This is a genomic window from Chryseobacterium sp. BLS98 (assembly GCF_001045445.1).
Taxonomy (GTDB): Bacteria; Bacteroidota; Bacteroidia; order Flavobacteriales; family Weeksellaceae; genus Chryseobacterium.
Genome location: NZ_LFNF01000002.1, coordinates 942,383 through 962,684, shown reverse-complemented (window position 1 = coordinate 962,684; position 20,302 = coordinate 942,383). Strand labels below are relative to the sequence as shown.

Genomic DNA, 20,302 nt, shown 5'->3' with positions numbered 1-20,302 from the left:
TTGAGAATTACGGAACTATATCATATACTGTATTTTCATTATTTCCAAAAATTTCATTTTGAATTTGCCTTGCAAGCAGTATAGTTTGCTCAGTATTTGTATTTGTTTTGACTATTAAATAAGGAATACCATTATTGGTTTCTTCTGTGTGGCTGTAATTATTTCTTATTGCAAAGTTTTTAATCTTCTCAAAATAAAGTATTTGACTGTTTCCTATTGCTTCAAATTCTATATTGAAATTGCTGCTCACTTTTCTAAAGTAAAGACAATCATCTTTATTGGAATTAATTCCAATGAAATCAAACTCAGTTTTATCCTCATTTAATAATACAAGCTGTTCGTGTAAACCACTCATTGTTATTTGCTTGGCAATTTTTACATTAGGAATTGATTTTAAACTGTTTAAAATAGATCTGAAAATATTCATATATAAAATATCAAGATTTGATTAAAATAGTCTCAACGGATCAAATATAAGAAATAAAGAAATATTCTTTAAAGCTATATAATGAAAAGCAGTAGAATGAAAAATCATTTCCAATAGTTTTTACCTGAACTCCTCAATCTAGCCTATCAATTACAAAAAGTAACTAATGCAATTTATAAGGTTTAAATTTGTTTGGTTTTTTGAGACCTAAAATTTAACTATATGAAAAATTTTGAAATATCGGTGCTTGATCTTGCTCCTGTAAAGCAGGGAAAAAGCATTCATGATACGTTTCAGGACAGTTTGTCTTTAGCCAACCATACTGAACATTTAAATTATAAAAGATTCTGGCTTGCTGAGCATCACAATATGGAAAGTATTGCCAGCTCGGCCACCACAGTTCTGATCGGTTTTATTGCCAACGGAACAAAATCCATAAGAGTAGGCTCCGGTGGAATCATGCTTCCCAACCACAGTTCTCTGATTATTGCTGAACAGTTCGGAACTCTGGAATCTCTTTTTCCCGGCAGAATAGATCTTGGCCTTGGACGAGCTCCCGGAACCGATGGGCTTACAGCTCAGGCTTTGGGAAGAAATCCTGCCATCATCAACCAGCAGTTCCCGAGACAGATCCTGGAACTCCAGAAATATTTTTCGAAAGAAAACTCTGACGCCTTAGTTCGTGCCATTCCCGGTGAAGGACTGGATATTCCGCTTTACATTCTGGGATCCAGTACAGACAGCGCCTGGCTTGCTGCAGAACTTGGGCTTCCTTATGCTTTTGCGGGGCATTTTGCTCCCGAGCAGATGGAAATGGCATTCAACATTTACAGAGAACATTTTGAACCTTCTGAACAGCTGGATAAACCTTATGTGATGGCGTGCGTCAACGGAGTGGCAGCAGAAACTTCAGAAGAGGCCCATAAGATTTCTACCACCTTGTTTCAGGCTTTCATCAATATCATAAGAAACGACAGGAAACCTTTTGCTCCGCCGGTAGACGATATGGATGATATCTGGTCACCCATGGAAAAAACAATGGTGCTTCAGAAACTGAAATACACACTGATCGGGGATCAGGCAGAAATAGAAGAAAAACTGAAAGATTTCCAGGAAAAATTCAATGTGGACGAGTTAATTATCAATTCACATATCTACGATCATCAGAAAAGATTAAGGTCTTATGAGATTTTCAGGGATGCAGTAAACTCTTTATCCAAAGCCTAACAAACCCTTCATATTAATTGGCAGATGCCTATTTTTATAAGTATCTTTGCACAAATAAAAAGTAAACATGTCTGATATTAAATTAAATACTATTCCAGAGGCTATCGAAGACCTTAAAAATGGTAAAATAATCATAGTAGTAGATGATGAAGACAGAGAAAACGAAGGTGATTTTCTTTGTGCTGCAGAATTGACAACGCCGGAAATTATCAATTTCATGGCACTCCACGGAAGAGGGCTGATCTGTATGCCGCTTCCTGAAAAAAGATGCGACGAGCTTGGTCTTGAAGTGATGGTAAGCAGAAGCAGTGATCCTAAGGAAACGGCTTTTACCGTTTCGGTGGACCTTCTTGGTAACGGGACTTCTACCGGAATTTCTGCCAGCGACAGGGCAAAAACCATTTTAGCTTTGATGGATGAAAAATCCAAGCCGACCGATTTCATGAGACCCGGCCATATTTTCCCGCTTCGTGCAAGAAAAGGGGGAGTTTTAAAAAGAGCAGGACATACTGAAGCCGCGATTGACCTTACGAATCTGGCAGGTTTAAAAGAAGGAGGAGTGATCTGTGAGATTATGAATGAGGACGGCAGCATGTCCCGTTTGCCGGAACTTCATGCTTTTGCCCAAAAACATGATATGAAGATCGTTTCTATCGAAGATCTGATTCATTACCAGCTTAAAAAAGGAAACCTTATTGAAAGACTGGAAGAAAGAAAGGTAAAAACTGCTTATGGTGAGTTTGACTTTTTTGCTTTCAGAGAAACTTCAAATGATCAGATTCATTTTGCCCTGACCAAAGGTTCATGGACTGTTGACGAGCCGGTTTTGGTAAGAGTTCAGTCTTCAGATTCTTATTTTGATGTATTGACGAGATTAAACAATGGTGAAAAACCTCTGTTGGAAAAAGTTACCAACATGATTAATGAAGCAGGAAAAGGAGCTGTAATTTTCATCAATAACGTTTCCAATTCCGAAAATACGCTGAGAAAACTTCAGCAATTCCTGAACTATCAGGACGGACAGGAACAGCATCCAACTTTAGCATACAATTACAGAGATTATGGTATCGGAACACAGATCCTGAAAAATCTGGGTATCAATAAATTTAAAGTAATTACACAGAACCCTAATATCAAACCACAGGTTGGCGGATATGACGTAGAAGTTACGGAACTGGTTCAGCTGTAAGATGAATGGTGAACAATGAATTAACTTCACTATCAATTTTATCAGAAAACGAAGATTAAAATAAATTTCAATATAAAAGGTTTAGGATTTTTCTAAACCTTTTTTTATTTTTAAACCATGACAGAGTCTTTAAAAAAACACATCAGGCAGTATATTGAAATCTCAGATGAAAAGCTGGAAAAATATTGCAGCGCTTTTAAAATTAAGAAATTAAAGAAAAAAGACTTTCTGTTGAAAGAAGGAGAAATATGTGAAGCTGAAGGATTTGTACTCAACGGATGCTTTAAAGTTTTCCGGACAGACAAAAATGCAGATGAGCAGATCCTTTATTTTGGAGTGGAAGACTGGTGGGTTTCGGATATTGACAGCTTTATCAATCAGATTCCCTCTCAGCTCAATATTCAGGCTATTGAGGACAGTGAGATTCTTCTGATTTCAAAAGAAGATAAGGAAAAATTCTACCGGGAAATGCCTGAAATTGAAAGCCTGATGAGGTTGAAGTTTCAGATGTCGATCATTGCTCTGCAGCGAAGGATCATTGATAATTTAAGCAAGCCTTCCGATGAGCGCTATCAGGACTTTTTGAAAGAATATCCCAAAACAGCTCACCGGCTTACCAATATACAGATTGCTGCTTATCTGGGCGTCACGCCTGAGTTTATCAGCAGGATCCGCAGGAAAATTGTGAGCAGGGAATAAAGTGTTGAAAGTCAATAGTGAATTTTGCTTCTCAGGTGAATCGTGAATTTGTTAGAACCAAGAGCCAAGAGTCAAGAACCAAGACGCTAGGTACCAGATTTCAGACATCAGATTTGAGACTTTTTACTAAGCTTGCAAACTCGTAACCGGCAATTTAACTGGTAACCTGTAACAATTAACCCCGTTTCACAAACCCCGAACCTGATTACAAACTAATCTCATCAAAATTTCTAAATCCGTTCAGGAAATCTTTTACTGTCATTCTTTTTTTCCCCTCAAGCTGAAGTTCCTGTGGAAAATAGAAGCCATCTTCCGTATAGATTTTGAATTCGTTCTTAGAAATATCCAACGTTCCGGAAGGTTTTCCATGATCAGCAATTTCGAATTTTCCTGCGAAAATCTTTAATCCTTTTTCCTCATCTCCAATTTTTATAGTCGTGAAAGCAGCCGGATAGGGTGACATTCCGAGAATAAACTGATGAACGGTTTTTGAAGGAGCCTTCCAGTTGATTCTGGTATCTTCCTTAAATATTTTATAGGCATTTTTAGGATGCTCTACATGAGGCTGAGGTCTTTCTGTAATGGTGTTTTTCGCTAGACCGTTAAGAGTTTTTACCACCAGTTTTGATCCCATTACCATCAATCTGTCGTGCAGGCTTCCTGCATTTTCATCCGGCAAAATTTCAAGTTCTTCCTGAAGCAGAATATTGCCTTCATCTATTTTTTCATTGATGAAGAATGTAGTAGCACCGGTTTTTTCTTCGCCGTTAATAACCGCATAATTAATAGGAGCCGCACCTCTGTAATCTGGAAGCAGCGAGGCATGAAGATTGAAAGTTCCCATTTTAGGCATTTCAAAAAGAACCTTAGGCATCATTCTGAAGGCAACCACCACAAAAACATCGGCATCCAGTTTTCTAAGTTCTTCCAGAAACTCAGGGTTTCTCAACTTTTCAGGCTGAAAAACCGGGATGTTATTTTCCGAAGCATATACCTTTACCGGGGACTGGCTGATTTTCTGACCACGCCCACTGGCTTTATCTGCTACAGTTACAACGCCTACGACTTGATGATTGGATTGATGAATAGCCTCCAGAGAAGTCTTGGCAAACTCCGGAGTTCCTAAAAAAACGACTTTCAATGATTTCATGGTGCAAAGATAAGGGTTTTTAGAGTAAGCGGGGTATGGGTTTGAGGTTTCGTGCTGCTGGTTTTATGAGTTTGAGGATTTGAGGGTTTGAGAGTTAAAAGTTGATGGTTGATGTTTGAATTTCACTATTGACTTGCAAAGCAAAATTCACCATTGACAATTACTCATTACTCATTACTCAGTGCATAAGTTCTGAAGTTCAGCATTTTCACTTTTCCCGAATCTAAGAGAAAGATCAGGTTTTCCAGAATGTTATTTTTAGAATGATAATTGAGCTGGATCGAAAGATCTTCTATGGTTGAAGGTCTTTTAGCCAGCAGATTGATGATCTGCTGGGAAATATTCTTTCCGAAAATCGATTGTTTGTTCTTTTCACAAACTGAGCATTGGCCACAGTTTTTCGTGTTTTTTTCTCCGAAATAGGCAAGAATGAGTTTCATTTTACAGTAATCATTATTTTCTATAAAAAATTTCATCTCTTCCCACTTCTGAATTTTATTTTTTTGGATATGTTCAAAAAGCTTCCAGTACTCTCCATTGATTATTCTTTCATTACGGGGTCTCAGGAATTTGATGCTTGATAAAGCCCCGTCTACATATTCCAGATAGTTTTTTTGCTGGAGTTCTTTAAGGCGTTCTTTGATCAGTGGAACACTTACTCCAAGCTTATTGCTGACTTGCTGTTCACTGAACATCACTTTATGGGTAGTAATACCTGATACCGTACGAAGCAAAAGCTCTATAAAATAAGCGTCTTTCTGTGGCAACTGACCTATTTCATCAGCATTAAAGAGAAGTTGCAGCGAAGACAGGCTTTTGTTGTCGTTGTGATAGATGATTTCCTGATTATGCAGAAAATTAAGGACGTTACTGATCTTTGCTTTGGAGAGACGGGTAAAATTTTGTATCCCCTGGATATTCAGTTGGAAAACTTTTTCCGGCAGTTCGTATTCCGCCACCTGAAAAATAGAGTAGAGGTAAGTGATAATCTTTAAAAATTCTGCTTTATTGGGAGTCTGATTTTTTAGGATTTCGTCAAAATTGAGTAATTCCTGCCTGTTCCAGAGCAGGAATGCAAAACTGTCTTTACCGTCTCTTCCTGCTCTTCCTATCTCCTGGTAATAATTTTCCAGGGAGGGGGCAGGTGAGAAGTGAATTACAAAACGGACATTATCCTTGTCTATTCCCATACCGAAGGCATTGGTTGAAATCAGTACATGGTTGTCACTTTTATTCCAGATAGCCTGTTTTGTATTTTTTTCTTTTGTGGTTAATCCTGCGTGGAAATAATCTACATTTTTAACCTGATTTTTGTTAAGAAATTCCGCCAGCATTTCTGCATCTTTCCGGGTTCTTACATAAACAATCCCCGAGTCGTTATTATGTTTTAGAATATCAAAGACGCGTTGGAATTTATCAGAAATTTCATCTGTAAAGATCCTGATATTTTCTCTCTTAAAACTTTTCTGAAAAACAAAAGGTTTTTTAAGTTCCAGTTTATTTTTAATTTCTTCAAGGACTTTAGGAGTTGCCGTTGCTGTTAAAGCAAGGCAAGGGATCTTAGGGTGATTTTTTCTGAAGTCTTTAATATTCTGATAACTTGGCCGGAAGTCCTGGCCCCATTCTGAAATACAGTGGGCTTCATCTACAGCAATAAATGACAGCTGAATTTCTTCAATATTCTGAAGAAACTGCATGTTAGTTAATCTTTCAGGGGATACATACAGAAGTTTGATAAGTCCGTCTTTGCAACGGTCGTATATAGCTTCCGCATCATATTCGTCAAGCTCGGAAGAAAGATATTCTGCTTCAATACCACGAAGCTTAAGCTGACTTACCTGGTCTTTCATCAGGGCAAGAAGGGGTGAAATAACGAGACAGGTTCCTTCTTTCAGTAAAGCCGGAAGCTGATAACAAAGAGATTTCCCGGCACCGGTTGGCAGAAGGACGAGACAGTCATTTTCCTTAATTACGGCATCGATGATTTCTTCCTGGGAATCCCTGAATGTATCATACCCCCAAAAATATTTTAGGGTATCATATTTCAGTTTTTGAAAATCCTGCTGAGAAATCATAAGGTAAAAGTAATAAAAGTATTACAACAAAAAAAGCCGTGCAAGGCACGGCTTTGATATATTTACTAAAAAGTTTATTATTTAGCTTCGAAATATACTCTTCTGTTAGCTCTGTTTTTCCATTCAGGACATTTAGTAGCTGGTTCACACTCAGGGTATTTAAGGTCTTTTTCACCTCTACCGATTGCGTTTAATTTAGAAGATTCTACTCCGTTTTTGATCAGATAGTTTTTAACGCTATTCGCTCTTCTTTCAGATAGTTTTTGGTTATAAGCATCAGAAGCTCTTGTATCTGTAGCTCCGATTACATTATAAGCTCCGTTTGAAGAGTTGATGTAAGAAACCGCGTTATTCAGGATTGGAGTGTTTGAAGGTAAAATTCTGTCAGAATTTAAATCAAACTCAATTCCTTCAAGCTTTGTTTCCGTTTCTACTACAGGTCCTGCAGTAGTTGTAGGACATCCGTTGTTTTCAACTGGTCCAGGAACGGTTACACACTTATCGTAAAGGTCAATTACACCGTCAAGGTCAGTATCAAGAGCAACACCAGCACCATCCACTCTTGCACCAGCAGGAGTATCAAGCTGTCTGTCCCAATCGTCACAAACTCCATCGTTATCAGCATCACCTTTTTTACATACTTCAATATCCTGGTTTTTGTTAGCCAAAACATCAAGCTTGTAATAGATTTCCTGAAGTGGGTCATGCCACATTAGGTGAGATTCGTGTTTTCCTAATTTTAATGTAAGACCTAAAGTCGCATTGAAGAAGTTGTCAGATACCTGCTCTTCACGTTTGTTGATAGCACTGTATTTGTCGCCTCCACCGTCGAACTCATCATCACCTGTTACTACATACATTAATCTACCTTCAAGATCTAGTCTTCTGTTGATTTTGTATTTTAAACCGGCACCAGCCTGCATAAACATTGAACCTAGTTTGAAAGGTTTAACTTCCGTAGCTAGTCTCTGTCCGTTGATATCTTTCTGATAAGCTCTGTAAGCGATAGTACCTATACCTGCATATCCGTGAAGTGCCCATCTGAAAGGAGAGTGGTTGTCAACTCTTCTCAATAAATTAGAGAAGTTGATATCTCCTAATAAAGAGATCGCATCATACTGAGTTCTTGCACCTACAGCTGTTGCATCAGGAGCAGCATCTTTAGTGTTGAACCATCCTTGTCTCGTTTCACCTCTGTCATATTGTAATTTTAAACCGAACGCATGAGTGATCGCTTTATCAATACTTACATAAGCAGAGTATCCGAAAAGGTTTTTACCGTTACCATTCTTGATAGACGTTAAATCAGCGGATTGTACCAAAGGTACACCTGCACCGGCTGAAATAGACCAGTCGTTAAATCTTTTTGACTGATTGGTAAACGGAGACACATTGGCAGAACCAGAAGAAAATGTGTTTGGATATTCTCCATTTGAAACTGCTGTTGAGTCTTGTGCATAGCTTACGGCTGGAATTGCCATTGCTAAAGCTACAATTGCTAAACTTAATTTCATAGTGTATTTTTTTAGTTAATTAAATGATTTTATTGTAAAAAACAGTTGTGTTACTTTGTAGGACATCCGTTGTTTTCAACAGGTCCCGGAACTGTTACACACTTATCGTACAGATCTATCACTCCGTCAAGATCCATATCTAAAGCTACACCGGCACCGTCAACTCTTGCTCCTGCAGGAGTATCAAGCTGTCTGTCCCAGTCATCGCATACGCCGTCATTATCTGCGTCACCTTTTTCACATACTACAAGATCTGTAGCTGCGTTTTCTAGTACGCTGGTTCTGTAGTATGCTTCCTGAAGCGGATCATGCCATGCCAGGTGAGATAATTTGTTTCCTAGTTTGAAAGAAACTCCTAAAGTAACTGACAATGCATTATCAGATCTGGAATCACTGATCATGTTATACTTTGAACCTGGAGTTGCAGGATCGTAGTTGTTAGGATCAGCCCATCCGCCTCCATCAAACTCATCATCTCCACTTATGATATACATTGCTCTTGCTTCAATATCAATAAGTTTTGATACTTTGTATTTCACTCCGGTACCGAATTGATAGTAGATTGAGTTAATATCAAATTTCTGATCGATGAATAGAGGAACTCTTTTAGGGCTATCGCTCCATCTGTACTCGTTTGCATCATGCAAAGAAGTATTGTATCCCTGAACACCAATTCCGGCATAGCCATGTAATGCCCATCTGTAAGGAGAATGATTATCTACTCTTCTTAATAAGTTAGAAAAGTTAATATCTCCCATTAAAGCAAGTTGGTTAAATTTGGTAGTTGCTGTACCGACACCTGCCGCAACACCTGCCGCACCATCTAACATCGCTTTTTGCTTTGTTTCACCTCTCTGGTAGATAAGGCTGAGTCCAAAAGTATGGGTAATCTGCTTATCAATACTTACGTAAGCATTATATCCCCAGTTTACCTTTTTATCATAAAAAGATCTGAGATCAGAATGCAGCATGAATGCAGCACCTCCACCAACGGAAATAGACCAGTCATTAAAACGTCTGGCTTTGTTGTCGAAACGCTGTACATTAGCAGAACCTGAAGAAAAGGTATTAGGGTACTCACTAGAAGAGTTTACTGCGGTACTATCCTGGGCATAAGCCGCGATAGGTAGTGTGGCCAATAATAATAAACCTAATTTCATATATGTTTTTTATGTTTTATTTAGATAAAATCTTTCAATAATATTTTAGAAAATTCTCTTTCAAACAAATGTTTATAATGAGGTATTTCTAATCTTTCTGATCTGAAATGCAGATCGTTATATTTAATGATATCAATATCTATTATTCTGTCGCTATACCCGCCTGAGGCCTTTGAATCCTTGATTCTTCCCATCTCAGCTTCTATATTTTTAACAAAATCAAGCAACTGAATAGGCGAGAGGTGCGTGAATATTAATGATGCAATATTACAAAAAATATTGGAACTGACAAATTCTACAGGTTCGGTAATTAAAAATTCGCTTATTTGTGAAATGTGATTCCCGCCCTCACTGATTTTCTGTAAGGCCACTTTTATATTTTTTTTTTGATCTCCAAGGTTACTTCCTAGTAACAAAACTACCTTATGCTGCGACATATTGGAAAATTGATTGATTTATGAGAAGTTTCTTCAAAAACGTCTTGGCAAATATAGTGGCAATTGTCCTATTATGTGCCTTATTTTTCGTCTTTTTCATTATGATGCTTGTGTTCAGTTCTATGGGAAATGACAAATCTGTTGTGGTGAAAAACAATTCTGTCCTTACGATTAATTTAAAAACCAATATAATAGACAGTCCTACCGAAGAGGATATGGGGCTGTTCAATATCAGCGACAAACAAAAAAGTGTGATGCTGTATGATGTACTGGAAGCTATCAAAAAAGCTAAAACGGATGATCATATTAAAGGGATAAGTATCGAAGCAGATGATTTTCATGCAGGAATGACCCAGATTGATGATATCAGAAATGCAATTGAAGATTTTAAAAAGAGCGGAAAATTTGTATATGCTTATGGAAATGCTGTTTCGCAGGCTTCCTATTATTTAGGATCTGTTGCTGATCAGTATTATCTTAATCCGTCAGGAATGATTGAACTGAAAGGTCTGGCTACTGAAGTGGCATTCTTTAAAGATTTTGCCGATAAATATGGGATCGGTATAGAAGTGATTCGTCACGGAAAATTTAAATCGGCTGTTGAACCTTTTCTGAGAAATGATATTTCCCCGGAAAATAAAGAGCAGCTAAGCACTCTTTTAAATGATATCTGGAAAAATACTTCAACCAAAATGGCGGTTTCAAGGAAAATAGATACAGCACAATTTAAAATGGTTGTCGACAGCTTGTACGGAATGATTCCTGAATTAGGACTTAAATATAAGCTTGCTGATAAACTGATCCAGAAAACAGAATATGATCAGATGTTAAAGTCCAAGCTCAGCCTTAAAGAAAAGGAAAAACTGAATAAGGTATCTTTAGCCGGTTATATCAGATCTTATGCGGATGAAGATAAGTCAGGGGAAAAGGTAGCCGTGTTGTACGCTTCGGGTGGAATTAATAATGGTGACGGTTACAATGAGATCTATTCTGAAAAATATATTAAATACATCAAGGATCTTCAGAATGACGATAAAGTGAAAGCTGTTGTTTTTAGAATTAATTCTCCGGGTGGAAGTGCTAATGCTTCGGATGAAATTTTATTTGAATTGCAGCAGCTGAAGAAGAAAAAACCTTTAGTGGTTTCTTTTGGTGACTATGCCGCTTCGGGAGGGTACTATATTGCAATGGCAGCTGATAAAATCTATTCGGAGCCTAATACGCTGACAGGATCTATCGGAGTTTTCGGAGTAATTCCTTATTATAAAGATCTTGCAAACAAAAACGGTATCCGTTCAGATATTGTTGCTACCAATGCCAATTCTCAATACTATTCTGCACTGAATGGTGTTACGCCTTACGGGGTAAACCTGATTACCAGAAGTGTGGAAGGAACCTATAAAAGATTTGTACATTTTGTTACCCAGAACAGAAAACAGACTTTCGAGCAGATCGACAGTGTAGGAGGGGGAAGAGTATGGAGTGGTGTTCGGGCCAAACAAATCGGTCTTGTAGATGAATTGGGAACACTGAATGATGCTGTGAACTTTGCAGCACAAAAAGCAGGATTAAAATCCTATCATGTATCTTCTTATCCAAAAAGAATGACTCAGTTTGAGCAGATTTTCAAAGACTTGAATGAAGATGATATCTCTGCAAGGATCATTAAAAACAAAATAGGTAAAGCCAACTATGAAATCCTCCAGCAGATTACCGATCAGAAACTGCAGTCTGAGGTGAAAATGGAAATGCCTTATCAGATTAAGATCAACTAAACTAAATTATATTGTACAAAAAACCCCGGAACTAAATTTCAGTTCCGGGGTTTTATTTTTTTTATCTGCTTTTAGCCTTTCTTAGTAGCCATTCCGTAGATCCAGAGAACGATTAACGCTCCTCCGACAGCTAACAGCATACTTCTGAAATCGAAACTGTCTGTAGTTCCCCATCCCAAAAAGCTGCCTATAAATCCTCCTACAAAAGCTCCAACAATACCTAAAATAATAGTCATTAACCATCCGCCGCCTTGTGTTCCCGGCATAATAAGTTTTGCGATTGCCCCTGCGATAAGACCAAATATGATCCAAGTTAAAATTCCCATAGTCCTAAATTTTTAATTGTTAATAATGTATGAATTTGATATATACTAATTTAAAGATAAATATGATAAAAATCATCTTTTCTTGAAAAAAGAATCTACAAATTCTGTACCATTAAACAATTGAAGGTCCTGCATCTTTTCGCCTACCCCTATATATTTTACCGGAATCTGGAACTGATCTGATATGCCTATAACGACACCACCTTTGGCTGTTCCGTCAAGTTTTGTTACTGCCAGTGCGTTTACTTCTGTGGCTGCTGTAAACTGTTTTGCCTGCTCAAATGCATTTTGGCCAGTAGATCCGTCAAGAACCAGCAGGATTTCATGAGGAGCATCAGGAATCACCTTCTGCATTACCCTTTTGATCTTTGAAAGCTCATTCATCAGGTTGATCTTATTGTGAAGCCTTCCTGCAGTGTCAATGATCACTACATCTGCACCTTGTGCCACAGCACTCTGTACGGTATCAAAAGCTACAGAGGCAGGATCCGATCCCATATCCTGTTTAACGATAGGAACACCCACCCTTTGGCTCCAGATAGTCAGCTGATCTACCGCTGCTGCTCTGAAGGTGTCTGCTGCCCCAAGGACAACCTTTTTACCTTCGGATTTGAACTGATGGGCCAGTTTTCCGATTGTTGTGGTTTTTCCTACGCCGTTCACGCCGACTACCATAATGACATACGGCTTTTTAGAAGTATCAATATTTCCTGTTCCGGCATGAGGGTTTTCCAGGAGTAGTCCTGAAATCTCTTCACGCAGAATAGCATCAAGTTCACCTACGCCTACATATTTATCGCGGGCAACACGTTCTTCAATCCTTTCTATGATTTTAATGGTTGTGGAAGCTCCTACATCAGATGCAATCAGTATTTCTTCAAGGTCATCCAGAACTTCATCATCCACCTTGCTTTTACCGACTACGGCTTTCGTCATTTTTTCGAAGAAACCCTGGCTGGATTTTTCCAGGCCTTTGTCTAAAGTTTCTTTTTCTTCTTTTTTGAAAATATTCTTAAACCAACTCATAGTTCATTCTTATTTGTTTTTTATAACTGCCGTAGCTTCTACTTCTATAAGCACGTCATCTCTGAAAAGCCGGCTTACTTCCACAAGGCTGCTCACGGGAGGATTTTGAAGATTGATATATAAATCACGGATTTTTCTAAAGTCTGGTGTTTTGGAAATATCAGTAATGAAAATTCCCAGTTTTACAATATCCTTTGCTGTTGCTCCATATTCTTTCAGGATATACTCAATGTTTTTGAAAACCTGTCGGGTTTGTTCTTCAACATCGTTTCCTACAAGATGACCTGCAGCATCCAGAGGAACCTGCCCGGAGAGAAAGATCATTTTGGAAGCCCCACAGTCAATACTCGTCGATTGTGAAAGTCCCTTGATGGTAAAAACCTCTGCAGAGCTTTTATATTCTACATTGTTCATTTTTTCCTGCCCGAATGAAAATAGAAAAATTTCTGTGAAAACCAGAATAAAAATCTTTTTCATACCGTATATATTTTATTGATTAATAATCTGGTGAACAAAGATAACAAAAAAACTACCCAAAATCTGAGTAGTTTTTTATATTGTAAATAAAGTGGAGATTATTTCTTCAAATAACCGTCTACTTCGTCTGCATTCATTACTTTTTCTTCGAAAACGTAAGCACCTGACTTAGATGACTTAACCATTTTCACAACTTTGGTCATTTTTTTTGACCCGGTTTGTAGGGTTGCTACTACTTTCTTTGCCATGGTAAATTATATTTATAAATTACTTGATTTCTTTGTGAACTGTAACTTTCTTAAGAACAGGATTGTATTTTTTCAATTCCAATCTTTCAGTGGTGTTCTTTTTATTTTTAGTAGAAATGTATCTTGACATTCCTGGCATACCGCTCTCTTTGTGCTCTGTACATTCAAGAATTACTTGAACTCTGTTTCCTTTTTTTGCCATGATTTATTAATTCTTTTTAATCAATCCGTTTCTAGTAGCTCTTTCAATAGCTTCCTCGATTCCAATCTTGTTAATCACTCTCAATCCATGAGCTGATACTTTCAGTGTTACGTGCTTATCTTGCTCCGGAAGGTAAAACTTCTTCTCTAATAAGTTAATTTCAAAACGACGCTTCGTTTTGTTATTAGCGTGAGAAACGTTGTTACCAACCATTGCACGCTTTCCTGTTATTTGGCAAATTCTTGACATATCTCGATGTTCTTATTTGTATAAATATTTGAGAGTGCAAAATAACGAAGAAATTTTTATATAGACAAATCTTTTGGAAAATATTTACAAATAACTGGCTGATTAATAATCATGATTTTTAAAATAAAATAATCCTTAATACAGCCTAAACCAAGTGACTGATTTATTTCATGTAAGCTTTCCCTAAAAAGCAAATCCTAATACCATATCTTTGTTTTTAATTAATCTAAATAAAAATAACATGAAGAGGATCTGTATTCTTTTATCAATGCTTCCTGTTGGGCTTATGGCGCAAAACTATATTGAAATCCAGACTGGTATGAAAAATTATTATTACGGAGCTGCTGATACAGCGGATATGGATGGAGACGGGAAGCAGGATGTAGTGATTAATGGGGCAATTGACAGTGACGGTGATGGAAGCGCAGATACATCTTTCAATGAAGTGTACAAGAATAATGGAGTTTCACTGGTGCCTTATGCTGATCTTGGAGCGGATGCAACCCATCTGGGAGATATAAAATTTATGGATTTTGATAATGATGGGCTTCTTGATATTATTTCTACAGGATTAAGCTATAATGATGTAGTCAATTATAAACATTACAGGTTCCGTAATACAGGAACGGGTTTTATGAAAGAAACAGAACTGGAAGGAAAAGTCTATGGTTCTCTGGAAGCCTTTGATTTTAATAATGACGGTAAAATGGATTATGCTGTCAATGGAACTCAGTATGTGGAAGGTGCCGGTTTTTTGAATAATCTTGATTTTTACAGAAATACCGGAACTGATTTTGAAATTTTCAAGGCCTGGCAGCCGGGAACACAGAATGGAAGTTTTAAATTAATAGATCTCAATAATGATCATCTACTTGATCTTATCATTTTGGGAATGGAGCAAGGGGATAATCCCGCTTGTAAGGTTTATCTGAATCAGGCAGGGACTCTTATATTTTCCCAGGATTTTACGGCTCTTGCAGGAGGTAAAATGGACTTTGCAGATTTCAATGCAGATGGTTTCCAGGATGTGGTGATTTCCGGTCAGGATGCTGATTATAACGGTTATCTTGCAGTATTGATGAATGACGGAGCAGGAAATTTAACCGAACAAAAAATAAATATCCCTGAAATGGCAGATTCATCTGTAGTAACAGGTGACGTTAATAATGACGGATACTATGACTTTATGGTTTCCGGAAATGATGAAAATACCAATGCTGTTGTAAAAGCTTTTTTATACAATCCTTCAACACAGGATTTTACTGAAAGTATACCTACAGGACTGCATGCTTTAGGAGGTCCGGGTTTCGTGAATTTACTTGACTTTGACAATGACAACCGTCTGGATGTTCTATTGGCCGGATTTGATTGGGCAGATCCGGGTATGCCTTCACTTACCAAAATTTTCAAAAATACTTCAACTGAAGTTAATCTGAAACCTGTACCTCCTGCAGTCCTTCATTTAACAAAAACCGGGAACCGCTTTGATTTCTCATGGAGCGGGGCGTCAGACGATAAAACTCCGACAAATGCTCTCCGATACGAAATCAAAGTAGGATCCACACCCGGAGCTTCAAATCTTGCAAAATACATCGTGACAACTCCTTCCTGGTTTCTGGATCTTGATCCATCTATTCAGAATGTATACTGGAGTGTACGATCAATAGATGCTTCTAAAGTTTTTTCTGATTCTTCAGCTCAAAGTGCATTGGGAACTCGTGATGTAGTTAAACATAATGAAATTTCAGTCTATCCGAATCCTGCATCGGAGAAAGTATTTATCCAGGGAGAAAAGGTTTCAGATATTGAAATGTATTCTATCGATGGAAGGAAACAGAATGTTGTTTTGAATAAGGATCAGTCGATCAACATATCTCATCTTACGAAAGGAGCTTATCTGTTAAAGCTGAAAATAAAAAACGAAATAACCACCCGGAAACTCGTGATTGAATAAAACTGAAGAGTTCTATTAGTAAGAAAAGCCAGACGTCCAGCTGGCTTTTCTATTTTTATTGTGAATTTTTTATATGAAATTTTAAAAAGCTAATACTATGCTTTTTTAGTTTTATTTCTAAGCTTTTCAATAAGGAAGTAAAATAGTAAGAAGCCCAGTGAAAAAATGGAAAATCTTGATAATAGGTCTCCGGCTCTCGTATAGAAAGTCTTGGTTTCGTAAAGATTTACTTTGGCAAATAATGTTGTTTTATCACCATAGAAAGTATCGACTACCACTTCACCTTTTGCATTGATATGAGCTGAGATTCCGCTGTTGGCAGCCCGTGCAATTTCTCTTCTGGTTTCAATAGCTCTTAGTTTTGCATAAGACAGAAGCTGCTTGTGGCCTTCCGTAACACCCCACCATGAATCATTCGTCATAATACCTAAGAAATTGGCTCCTTTTTTCACATAATCTGTTGTGAATTCGCCATAAATACTTTCATAGCAGATGATAGGGGCCATTCTGCCTTTATTATAAGGATTGGCAAAGGATTTTCTTTCCTTGTCTATTCCCAACGAAGCAACAGTTCCGCCCAGATTCAGCATGGCATCACCTAAAAGGGGCTTCAGAACACTCATGTAAGGGAAAATCTCAACTCCGGGAACAAGCTTGCCTTTGTGATACACCTGAACCTGTTGTTGTGGTGCAATCTGAATGGCTGTATTGTAGCTTTCCACCCAAAGGCCCGGATTAATCTCATAAGCTTCTTTGGGAATATTTTCCTGGCTTTTATAAAAACGGTGTGAAGAAATTCCTGTGGCAAAAACGGCTCCCGGATGTTTGGATAAAAATCCTTTCACATTGTTTAGAAGCAGACTCTTTTCAAAAGCGGTTTCGGAAATCGATCCTCTTCCTGGAAGGGCAGTTTCCGGGGCAATAAAATAATCGATTTTCCCTTTTGAATTATTTTCGGCTAAAGTTAAAAGATCATTTTCGATCGTCAGGCTGTCTTTTGAATACTTTTCCGCATAAGGATCAAGATCCGGCTGTAGCATCAGGACATTGACCTGTCCGGAAGGTTTTTCATCGAAGTTGTTGTATTTGATGAATGAAATGATCATCGGAAGAATGATCAGAGCGACAACTATGGATCCATTCCTGATCAGGTCCTTTCGTTTTCTGCCTGCTTCCCAGGTTCTTATAGTGTAGAAAATTAAAACATTAATTACTAAAATCCAGAAGCTTCCGCCGGTTGCTCCCAAGGTGTCATACCACTGTATTAATTTAGGATAATCTGAAAACACATTTCCTAAATTCAGCCATGGCCAAGTCAGTTCCCAGTTCAGGTGGAATTTTTCAAAGCTCATCCAGATAGCGATCAGGAATCCTAATCCCCAGTACGTTCCCTGAGCATTTTTGTACCAATGGTAGCATTGGAAAACAAGAGAATATAAAAAGGAATTGACAAGGACCGGAAATACTACTGCCATCATGGAGTGGCTGCCGTCCGGGTTTTTAGAGCCGTACAGCCATCCTGTAGTGACAATGTTCCAGATCACAAAACAAAGATAGGACAGCCCGAAAACCATCCAGCTTTTTCTATTGTAGGAGGAGAATTTTGAGATTCCATGCTCCATCATCAATAAAGGAACAAGGGCAAAAAATATAAAGAACGGAACTCCGTAAGTAGGCCACGAAACGGACAGCAGCATCGCTGAAATGAGCGTAAGTAAAACGTATTTCATTAATTTGATTTAACATACAAATTTAATGTTTTTGAAATGAATAAATTTGCACTTCATGTTAAAGAAATTTTATAAAATCATTATTATTCCCTATACGCTGTTTTTGCTTTATCTCATGTTTTTTGGGATGGGCAGGTCTCAGTATGAAGACAATCAGATCACTGTGGAACCTGTTTTGTCTACCATAAAATTTATCCACAATACCATTGAATTGAGATACATTGTGACCATTGTTTTGGGCAATATCATTATGTTCATGCCTTTTGGATTTCTGGGGTGGGTTTTACCCGGCCTTAAAAGTCTCAAAACATTACTCTATACTTTTATCTCTTCTATTGTTATTGTTGAGGCACTTCAGTATTTTACCAGAATGGGAATATTTGAGGTAGATGATATTATCCTCAATACTTTTGGGGTTTATCTTGGATGGCTGCTATGCAGGTTTATTGAAAAAAGGTTTAACCGTCTGGTTATTTAATTATTTGCAGTTTTATGCCGGTAAATTAATGATTGTTTTTACCAAAATATTCCTTTTCAAAAGCTTTATTTATCTTATCCGCATCAGTAATATAACTTGTAAAGGATTTCCATACTTCTTTTTTTGTATTGGCATCTATTAAACTCCATTGAAGATAAGAGGTAGAATAATGTTTGATTTCCAGTATATAATCTGCATGAAATGTGGTTAAAGCTTTTGCCAGTACGTATTCTCTTTCTTTATCCAAATCAGAATAGATGATACTTGAAGAAGTAACATTGTGCTTTTTAAAAGTATTGTCTAATTCCTGTTTTAATTCATTAATTGTTGTGTCCGGAAATGTAATATTTTGAAAAATAATCAGTACGTTATCAGTATTTTTTACGTTAAAGGTTGTATCGGTAACAGCGTGGGACATATTATTTGTTGAGCAACCGGTAGTTAAAGCTAAAATACAAAAAGCTAAAAATAAATTTCTTAAAATCATTTTTGTGATGCTGGGATTAGATTATTTTTTGCTAAATCATCGGTTATTTTAATAGCTAGCTTTTCGCCGCCGCTTTTTTCTGTAAACATATTGATCCCAAGGGTTACAGTTGCTTTATAAACAGAATAATCATTTTTTTTGTCAGTGATGTTTATGTCATAAGTTGCGAAAGCTGTTCCGTCCGACCATGTAGTAACTTGCATGTAATTAATGTACATGATGTAATTAGGATTGTATTTTTCTTCAGCTTCCTTTATTGCTGTTTCATAGTTCAGCATGGCAGGTCTTACAGCTAATGAGTTATTTCCTACTGTGCGTTTGTTTAATTCTGAGCTGATGGTTGAAATAAAGGTGTCCTCAATTTTTCTTGATTGTCCGCCATTAAAAATGACAAGTACTTTGTCTAGTTTCGAGTTTTTGAAATCAGAAGATACATTGCTGTTCATTTTTACGGTACTACAATTAAAGAATACCATTACTACAGCAAGTAGTAAAAATTTTAGTTTCATTTTGTGTTTTTTAGAAAGGTAAATATATAAAAAATAGATTAATTTTTTTATTCTGTTATTTGTTGATTAACAAAAAAATATTGATTATCCATTCAGTTCTTTAGCCCGCTTTTCCGCATTCAGAATTCCACCCTTTAAAATTTCTTTTAAATGCTGCTCTTCAAAAGTTTTTAAGGCTGCTTCTGTGGTTCCGCCTTTGGATGCTACATCTTTAATAAGTTCTTCAAGGCTTTTTTCAGAATTATTGATCAGGTGGTAAGCGCCAAGCATGGTTTGCTTTACGAAAAGTTGAGCAAGGTTTTCTTCTATTCCCATTTCCACACCGGCTTTTATCATAGCATCAATGATATAATAGAAATAAGCGGGTCCGCTTCCTGAAAGTGCCGTAACACCGTCCAGAAGGTCCTCATTTTCCAGATATACCGATCTTCCGGTGCTGTTCAGTAATCGCTCAATATTGATCAGCTGGCTGAAAGAGATACCATCCGCAGCGGTATAACCGGTAATTCCCATTCCCAGAAGGGTAGGAGAGTTCGGCATAGCTCTTACAACGAGAGGATGGTTTAATAATTTCTGAATTTTTTCAATCTTGATTCCGGCCATAATAGAAAGAACCATCTGGTTTTCCTTTAATGTAAACTGGAAATTCTGAGCGACATGCTGGAAATCCTGAGGCTTTACCGCTACAATAATAAGATCGGCATCCAGTTGTGTGGTTTCTTCGAAAGTAGAAACTCCGGATTTGGGAAATTCTTCTGCTATTTTTGAGATTTTAGACTGATTCCGGGTGATCAGGTGAAGGTTTTCCGGTTTGATCAGTTCGTATTTTAAAAATGATTTGGAAAAAGAAAGGCCCATATTGCCGGCTCCGAGAATAGCAATTTTCATGTTTTATGTTTTTTTTAGCTAAAATAGTGTTTTTATTCCTAAAAAAAAGGCTGTTTTCAATAGTTTGAAAACAGC

Annotated in this window: 22 protein-coding genes; 6 read left to right on the top strand and 16 right to left on the bottom strand. The window is 37.4% G+C overall.

Annotated elements, in window-relative coordinates:
- Window positions 1–7: 7 nt before the first annotated feature.
- Window positions 8–427 carry a hypothetical protein gene (locus ACM40_RS09405; protein WP_048502537.1) on the bottom strand — a complete coding sequence of 140 codons (420 nt, stop codon included), beginning with the start codon at window positions 425–427 and terminating at the stop codon, window positions 8–10.
- Between the two features lie 222 nt (window positions 428–649).
- Here ACM40_RS09405 and ACM40_RS09400 point away from each other — a divergent pair, with 222 nt between their 5' ends.
- From ACM40_RS09400 to ACM40_RS09390, 3 genes are all read left to right on the top strand, one after another.
- Entirely contained in the window at window positions 650–1,654 is a 1,005-nt protein-coding gene (locus ACM40_RS09400) for an LLM class flavin-dependent oxidoreductase (protein ID WP_048502536.1), read from the top strand.
- Window positions 1,655–1,721: 67 nt separating this feature from the next.
- Window positions 1,722–2,843: a 3,4-dihydroxy-2-butanone-4-phosphate synthase gene (ribB, locus tag ACM40_RS09395; RefSeq protein ID WP_048502535.1), complete on the top strand. Its 1,122-nt coding sequence runs from the start codon at window positions 1,722–1,724 to the stop codon at window positions 2,841–2,843.
- A gap of 117 nt (window positions 2,844–2,960) precedes the next feature.
- Entirely contained in the window at window positions 2,961–3,542 is a 582-nt protein-coding gene (locus ACM40_RS09390) for a Crp/Fnr family transcriptional regulator (RefSeq protein WP_048502534.1), read from the top strand.
- A 205-nt stretch (window positions 3,543–3,747) separates the two neighbouring features.
- Here the strand turns inward: ACM40_RS09390 and fmt are convergent, their stop codons facing one another.
- From fmt to folK, 5 genes are all read right to left on the bottom strand, one after another.
- Complete coding sequence (gene fmt, locus ACM40_RS09385) at window positions 3,748–4,692, bottom strand: methionyl-tRNA formyltransferase (RefSeq protein WP_048502533.1); 945 nt, start codon at window positions 4,690–4,692, stop codon at window positions 3,748–3,750.
- 167 nt (window positions 4,693–4,859) lie between these two features.
- Window positions 4,860–6,767, bottom strand: a complete 1,908-nt coding sequence (locus tag ACM40_RS09380) for an ATP-dependent DNA helicase RecQ (protein ID WP_048502532.1) — start codon at window positions 6,765–6,767, stop codon at window positions 4,860–4,862.
- A 77-nt stretch (window positions 6,768–6,844) separates the two neighbouring features.
- The gene (locus tag ACM40_RS09375; RefSeq protein ID WP_048502531.1) at window positions 6,845–8,281 is read right to left on the bottom strand and encodes an OmpA family protein; all 1,437 of its coding nucleotides are present in this window, start codon (window positions 8,279–8,281) and stop codon (window positions 6,845–6,847) included.
- 50 nt (window positions 8,282–8,331) lie between these two features.
- A complete protein-coding gene (locus tag ACM40_RS09370) occupies window positions 8,332–9,441 on the bottom strand; it encodes a hypothetical protein (RefSeq protein WP_048502530.1) in 1,110 nt (369 codons plus the stop codon).
- Window positions 9,442–9,461: 20 nt separating this feature from the next.
- The gene (gene folK / locus ACM40_RS09365) at window positions 9,462–9,878 is read right to left on the bottom strand and encodes a 2-amino-4-hydroxy-6-hydroxymethyldihydropteridine diphosphokinase (protein WP_048502529.1); all 417 of its coding nucleotides are present in this window, start codon (window positions 9,876–9,878) and stop codon (window positions 9,462–9,464) included.
- 20 nt (window positions 9,879–9,898) lie between these two features.
- On the opposite strand from folK, the gene sppA reads away from it, so the two are divergent.
- Window positions 9,899–11,653, top strand: a complete 1,755-nt coding sequence (sppA, locus tag ACM40_RS09360; protein WP_048502528.1) for a signal peptide peptidase SppA — start codon at window positions 9,899–9,901, stop codon at window positions 11,651–11,653.
- Between the two features lie 71 nt (window positions 11,654–11,724).
- Here sppA and ACM40_RS09355 read toward each other — a convergent pair whose 3' ends face one another.
- The 6 genes from ACM40_RS09355 to rpmB form a co-directional block, all read right to left on the bottom strand.
- A complete protein-coding gene (locus ACM40_RS09355; RefSeq protein WP_048502527.1) occupies window positions 11,725–11,979 on the bottom strand; it encodes a GlsB/YeaQ/YmgE family stress response membrane protein in 255 nt (84 codons plus the stop codon).
- A 72-nt stretch (window positions 11,980–12,051) separates the two neighbouring features.
- A complete protein-coding gene (gene ftsY / locus ACM40_RS09350) occupies window positions 12,052–13,005 on the bottom strand; it encodes a signal recognition particle-docking protein FtsY (protein ID WP_040998207.1) in 954 nt (317 codons plus the stop codon).
- Window positions 13,006–13,014: 9 nt separating this feature from the next.
- Window positions 13,015–13,482, bottom strand: a complete 468-nt coding sequence (locus ACM40_RS09345; RefSeq protein ID WP_048502526.1) for a RidA family protein — start codon at window positions 13,480–13,482, stop codon at window positions 13,015–13,017.
- Window positions 13,483–13,580: 98 nt separating this feature from the next.
- Window positions 13,581–13,730, bottom strand: a complete 150-nt coding sequence (locus tag ACM40_RS20250; RefSeq protein WP_065722020.1) for a DUF4295 family protein — start codon at window positions 13,728–13,730, stop codon at window positions 13,581–13,583.
- A gap of 19 nt (window positions 13,731–13,749) precedes the next feature.
- Window positions 13,750–13,932, bottom strand: a complete 183-nt coding sequence (rpmG, locus tag ACM40_RS09340; protein ID WP_027379950.1) for a 50S ribosomal protein L33 — start codon at window positions 13,930–13,932, stop codon at window positions 13,750–13,752.
- Window positions 13,933–13,938: 6 nt separating this feature from the next.
- The gene (gene rpmB / locus ACM40_RS09335; RefSeq protein ID WP_002976757.1) at window positions 13,939–14,181 is read right to left on the bottom strand and encodes a 50S ribosomal protein L28; all 243 of its coding nucleotides are present in this window, start codon (window positions 14,179–14,181) and stop codon (window positions 13,939–13,941) included.
- A gap of 241 nt (window positions 14,182–14,422) precedes the next feature.
- Here rpmB and ACM40_RS09330 point away from each other — a divergent pair, with 241 nt between their 5' ends.
- Window positions 14,423–16,135, top strand: a complete 1,713-nt coding sequence (locus ACM40_RS09330) for a T9SS type A sorting domain-containing protein (RefSeq protein ID WP_048502525.1) — start codon at window positions 14,423–14,425, stop codon at window positions 16,133–16,135.
- A gap of 95 nt (window positions 16,136–16,230) precedes the next feature.
- Here the strand turns inward: ACM40_RS09330 and lnt are convergent, their stop codons facing one another.
- On the bottom strand, window positions 16,231–17,865 hold the full coding sequence (gene lnt / locus ACM40_RS09325; protein WP_048502524.1) for an apolipoprotein N-acyltransferase: 1,635 nt from the start codon (window positions 17,863–17,865) through the stop codon (window positions 16,231–16,233).
- A gap of 55 nt (window positions 17,866–17,920) precedes the next feature.
- Between lnt and ACM40_RS09320 the strand changes: the two genes are divergently transcribed.
- Entirely contained in the window at window positions 17,921–18,343 is a 423-nt protein-coding gene (locus tag ACM40_RS09320) for a VanZ family protein (protein WP_048502523.1), read from the top strand.
- 25 nt (window positions 18,344–18,368) lie between these two features.
- Here ACM40_RS09320 and ACM40_RS09315 read toward each other — a convergent pair whose 3' ends face one another.
- The 3 genes from ACM40_RS09315 to proC all read right to left on the bottom strand — a co-directional run bounded on the left by ACM40_RS09315 (window position 18,369) and on the right by proC (window position 20,227).
- Window positions 18,369–18,830: a hypothetical protein gene (locus tag ACM40_RS09315; RefSeq protein ID WP_048502522.1), complete on the bottom strand. Its 462-nt coding sequence runs from the start codon at window positions 18,828–18,830 to the stop codon at window positions 18,369–18,371.
- Window positions 18,827–19,339 (bottom strand): hypothetical protein, encoded by a 513-nt coding sequence (locus ACM40_RS09310; protein ID WP_131705352.1) that lies wholly within the window; start codon window positions 19,337–19,339, stop codon window positions 18,827–18,829. Before ACM40_RS09310 ends, ACM40_RS09315 begins: the two co-directional genes overlap by 4 nt.
- Before the next feature lie 84 nt (window positions 19,340–19,423).
- Window positions 19,424–20,227, bottom strand: a complete 804-nt coding sequence (proC, locus tag ACM40_RS09305; protein ID WP_048502520.1) for a pyrroline-5-carboxylate reductase — start codon at window positions 20,225–20,227, stop codon at window positions 19,424–19,426.
- Window positions 20,228–20,302 lie beyond the last annotated feature (75 nt).